Genomic DNA, 358 nt, shown 5'->3' with positions numbered 1-358 from the left:
CTGCAACGGGCGCACGACGCGCTGGGTGTTGGGCTTGGACATCACATCGTCGCGGACCCGCTCCCATTCCGACTCTGCGTACAGCCACAGGCAGCCGGCTTCGAACGGGTTGTAGGTCAGCACGAGACGGTTGTTGCTGGCGCGCGCGACGAGGTCGCGGTAAGCGGTGGGAACCGCCATGCGCCCCTTGTCGTCAACTGTGATGGCCGTCTCGCCCTGGAACACGACGCCTGCACCTTGTCCTTCGCCCGGTGAAACATTGAACCACGAAAACCCACAAAACACCCGGATTTCCCTCTGATGCCCACCTTAGCAGCGGGCGGAGGGTTGTCAACAACTTTTCAGCAGGGAAATCGCC

Annotated in this window: 1 pseudogene; it reads right to left on the bottom strand. The window is 62.0% G+C overall.

Going from position 1 to position 358, the window contains the following annotated elements:
* Positions 1–225: pseudogene (locus EN804_RS35260) on the bottom strand (hypothetical protein); the annotation flags it as partial.
* Between the last annotated feature and the right edge of the window lie 133 nt (positions 226–358).

This window comes from Mesorhizobium sp. M8A.F.Ca.ET.161.01.1.1 (assembly GCF_004792105.1).
Classification (GTDB): domain Bacteria; phylum Pseudomonadota; class Alphaproteobacteria; order Rhizobiales; family Rhizobiaceae; genus Mesorhizobium.
Note: the sequence above shows the minus strand (reverse complement) of the source record. Positions and strands in the feature narration are given on the sequence as shown.